Genomic DNA, 3,614 nt, shown 5'->3' with positions numbered 1-3,614 from the left:
ATCCCATCCCGCCCGCCCGAGACGGCTCCGCCGCACCCGTCGCGAACCGCGGTGGCGCCGCCGCGCCACGCCCCGCTATCGTCCGCATCGCATGCGAGCGGCCGCGAGCCCCGCGATGTCAGCTCTCCGTGCGAACATGACGGCTCCGCTTGGTGGTCCGCCTGCCCTCCGGCTGGGATAATCCACCTGACCGAGAAAAACGCGAGGACGAAGGAGTGCTGCCATGACGCTCGGAGAAAGCCTGTTCCATGCGCGCAAGGGCAAGGGGCTCACCCAGGAGGAGGTGGCGGAGCGCCTCGGCGTCTCCCGCCAGACGATCGGCAAATGGGAGGCCGACGAGACGCTGCCGGACATCCGCCAGTCGAAGCGCCTCGCCGTGCTCTACGGCATGACGCTCGACGAGCTCATCGCGTTCGATCTGGACGTGGCCCAGGTTGAGGAGGCCATCGAGCACACGAGCGAGAGAGTGCAGGAGAAGATCGACTGGACGAGCGCCTGGGCGAAGAGGTACCCGATCCTCGCCTCGTACCGAAATGAGGTCGACGTCACCCCCTACGCCCGCCGCATCCGCATGATGCTCGATGAGCTCAAGGCGGAATACGGCTACAGCGAGCTCGACGCCATGCTCGCCCTGAAGGACATCCTGTACGGCGTATGGAAGGAGTCCTCGGGCAAGCGGGGCAGATAGGTAGGGCCCTCCACGCCAGGAAGCGGATACCGGTCCCGTACCGCGGGCGGCATGCAAAAAGACCCGCCCCACCCCTGCGCCTACTCCCCGCTCGTGCGCACCAGCTGCGGTCGAAGTCACGCGACAGCAGAACCATCATGGCGACCCCGAATGCCAGCGCGCGGCATCGCGACGGGCGGCGCGAACGCGGCGCGGCTCTGGAGCGTCCGTCATCGGAGACGCGCGTGCAGGGCAGAGATGCCGTCAACCGGCCATGCGGAAATGCCCCACGATGTCGCCGCGGCGGGACTCCAGAAGATCCTCTTCGTAGCGCAGCTGAAACGCGCTTTGGCGGTGGATCACATAGGGAATGCCGCGGGAGCTGCGGAAGCCGGAGACAATGCCCACGTGCCCCTCGAACACCACGATGTCCCCGGGCTGCCGCGAGGAGAGATCCTCCGGATTGGTCGTGAGGCTTATAGCATGGCGCTCGAAGTACACCAGCTGGTTTCCCGTCCTGCGGAAGTCGATGGCGGCATCGGGCGTCTCCACGTCATACGCCTCCGGGGCGGCCGCGATATCATCGGCGATGAGCCTCTGCAGGTCGTAACCCGCATCGCGCAACGCGAACGCCACGACATCCGTGCACACGCCGAAGCCGTCATCCGGATATCCGTTCGCATAATATGCGCTTCGATAGCGCGGCCGGGTCCGAACATACGCGAGCGCCGCCTCGAGATTGTCCTGGCCGTCCTCAATGCCATCCCCGTCGCGATCAACATGCGATCCGTCGTCGACGAAGAGTATGTCCATGTGGTTTTCGGGGCGCTCGGCGGACGTCATGTTCACCGCGCCCGTCGCGACGAGGACGGCGGCGACGAGCGCGGACAGCAGGAGCACCCCACCCAGAACGCCCACGAGACGATGCCGTATCTGCCCTCTCATCGCAACCCCTCCCGAACCGAGCACGCTTCGAACGCGTCGATACGCAACCACCTCTTCCAATTTAACAGCTTGCCCTTTCGAGTTTGAAGCAGATCGATTCGCTCTTGACCTTGCCGTTACGTGAAGCGCTATCGTGGAGACCGAAAGGAGGCGCCATGGACGGATACCGCATCGGGGAGCTCGCGCGCATGGCGGGGATCACCACGCGCACGCTGCGCTTTTACGAGGAGGCGGGACTGCTTGCGCCCTCGGGCCGCAGCGAGCGCGGCTATCGGCTGTACTGCAGCGCGGACGCAGACCGGCTGCAGGAGATCTTGCTGTGGCGCCGCTGCGGCGTGGCGGTGCGAGACATCGGCCCGCTGCTGAGCACCTCGCCCGCAGAGCGCGCCGAGCTGCTCGCGCGCCACCTCGTGCGCCTGCGCGACGAGCAACGCCACCTGACGCGCCTCATCACCACCGTCGAGCGAACGCTCGCGACCTTGGAAGGAGCCGGGTCCATGACCGACGACGAGAAGTTCGAGGGCTTCATGCGGGACCTCGTGGATACAAACGAGAAGCGCTACGGAGCCGAGGTGCGCGAGCGCTACGGAGACGACGCGGTCGACGAGAGCAACAGGAAGATGTTGAAGATGAGCACACAGGAGTATGCGGATTTCCGCGCGCTGGAGGAGCAGATCCGCTCCGAGCTGGAGCGGGTCGTCGTCGCGGGAGACGATCCCACGGGCGATGCGGGTGAACGGGTCTGCGGCATGCACCGCACCTGGCTGGGCTGCACCTGGCCCGCCTATTCCGCCGAGGCGCATCGCGCTCTGGCGGAGAGCTACGTGGCAGACGACCGCTTCCGCAGCTACTACGACCGCTCCGTCGAGGGCTGCGCCGCATGGCTGCGCGACGCGATCGTCGCGCACGCGCGGTAGCCCACGCGCACCTCGCGGGCGCCGATCCGCCTGCCGCCCGCGACGACCCGCCGGCTGCCCCCGTCCCCGGTTGCCGGTGCCCCTGCGACATGCGGCGCATCCTCTGCTACCCTGATATCGGAGGATACGGTTGAGGAGGCGGGTGCACCATGGGAGACCGACGCGGGACCGGGTCGGCGGGCGGGCGGCTGTACAGCCCCGGGGGCTGCGGCTGCGCGCTCGTGCTCGCACCGCTGCTCGCCGTCAGCGTCGGACTGCTCCTTGTGATGGTGGGGTACGCCCTGGCATCCGTCGCCATGCTCGCCGGGGCCGTCGCCATCACCGTGCGCCTGCGCCGCAAGCGCCCCGAGCGCGAGGCCGCCGGTCGCGGGCCCGGGGCATGGCCGCTCATCGCGAGTGCGCTCTATATCTTGAGCGTGCCCTACCTGATCTTCTTCATCTGGTTCATGTTCTTCTCGTCCCACAGCTAAGGAGGGCCATGTCGCCCGACGATACGCCCCGCGCGCCGCGGGACCGCGCTCTGATCATCGATGCCGACGCCTGCCCCGTCACGCGCGAGGCGCTCGCCTGCGCGCGGCGCGCCCGCATCCCCGTCGTCATCGCGGGCAACACCACGCAGAACCTCGCCCGCCACATCCGTCGCGACGACCCGCGCGACGAGGAGCATGCCCGCGGACGCGACGGGCACCACACCGGCTTCTGGGTGGAGGTCCTCGACGTGTCCGTGGGCGCCGACAGCGCCGACTTCGCCATCGTCGAGCGCCTGCAGCCAGGTGATGTGGTGGTCACGCAGGACATCGGGCTGGCGAGCATGGTCCTCGGCCGCGGGGCGGCGGCTATCGGCGTGCGCGGGCGCGTGTATTCGAGGGCGACCATCGACATGGACCTCTTCATCCGCCACGAGGAGAAGAAGATCCGGCGCGCCGGCGGGCGCACGCGCGGCCCGGCAGCGTTTACCGACGAGGACCGCGAGCGCTTCTCGCGAAACCTCGCCGGCCTCCTCAAGGAGCGATAGGGTGTCCTCATCGGGGACGGGGTAGTTCGGTGCCATGGGGGCGCGGCCGCGCCCCCATGGCACCGAACTA

At 68.1% G+C, this 3,614-nt stretch carries 5 protein-coding genes; 4 read left to right on the top strand and 1 reads right to left on the bottom strand.

What is annotated here, in order from left to right:
- Positions 1-223: 223 nt before the first annotated feature.
- Positions 224-688 carry a helix-turn-helix transcriptional regulator gene (locus H6A21_RS10635; RefSeq protein WP_204562760.1) on the top strand — a complete coding sequence of 155 codons (465 nt, stop codon included), beginning with the start codon at positions 224-226 and terminating at the stop codon, positions 686-688.
- Between the two features lie 243 nt (positions 689-931).
- On the opposite strand, the gene H6A21_RS10630 is transcribed toward H6A21_RS10635, so the two are convergent.
- A complete protein-coding gene (locus H6A21_RS10630; RefSeq protein ID WP_204562759.1) occupies positions 932-1,612 on the bottom strand; it encodes a DUF1287 domain-containing protein in 681 nt (226 codons plus the stop codon).
- A 155-nt stretch (positions 1,613-1,767) separates the two neighbouring features.
- Here H6A21_RS10630 and H6A21_RS10625 point away from each other — a divergent pair, with 155 nt between their 5' ends.
- From H6A21_RS10625 to H6A21_RS10615, 3 genes are all read left to right on the top strand, one after another.
- The gene (locus tag H6A21_RS10625) at positions 1,768-2,529 is read left to right on the top strand and encodes a MerR family transcriptional regulator (protein ID WP_204562758.1); all 762 of its coding nucleotides are present in this window, start codon (positions 1,768-1,770) and stop codon (positions 2,527-2,529) included.
- A 149-nt stretch (positions 2,530-2,678) separates the two neighbouring features.
- Positions 2,679-2,999 carry a hypothetical protein gene (locus H6A21_RS10620; RefSeq protein WP_204562757.1) on the top strand — a complete coding sequence of 107 codons (321 nt, stop codon included), beginning with the start codon at positions 2,679-2,681 and terminating at the stop codon, positions 2,997-2,999.
- An 8-nt stretch (positions 3,000-3,007) separates the two neighbouring features.
- The gene (locus tag H6A21_RS10615; RefSeq protein ID WP_204562756.1) at positions 3,008-3,544 is read left to right on the top strand and encodes a YaiI/YqxD family protein; all 537 of its coding nucleotides are present in this window, start codon (positions 3,008-3,010) and stop codon (positions 3,542-3,544) included.
- Positions 3,545-3,614: the final 70 nt, after the last annotated feature.

The organism is Collinsella tanakaei, assembly GCF_016902615.1.
In the GTDB taxonomy this organism is placed as follows: Bacteria; Actinomycetota; Coriobacteriia; order Coriobacteriales; family Coriobacteriaceae; genus Collinsella; species Collinsella tanakaei_A.
Note: the sequence above shows the minus strand (reverse complement) of the source record. Positions and strands in the feature narration are given on the sequence as shown.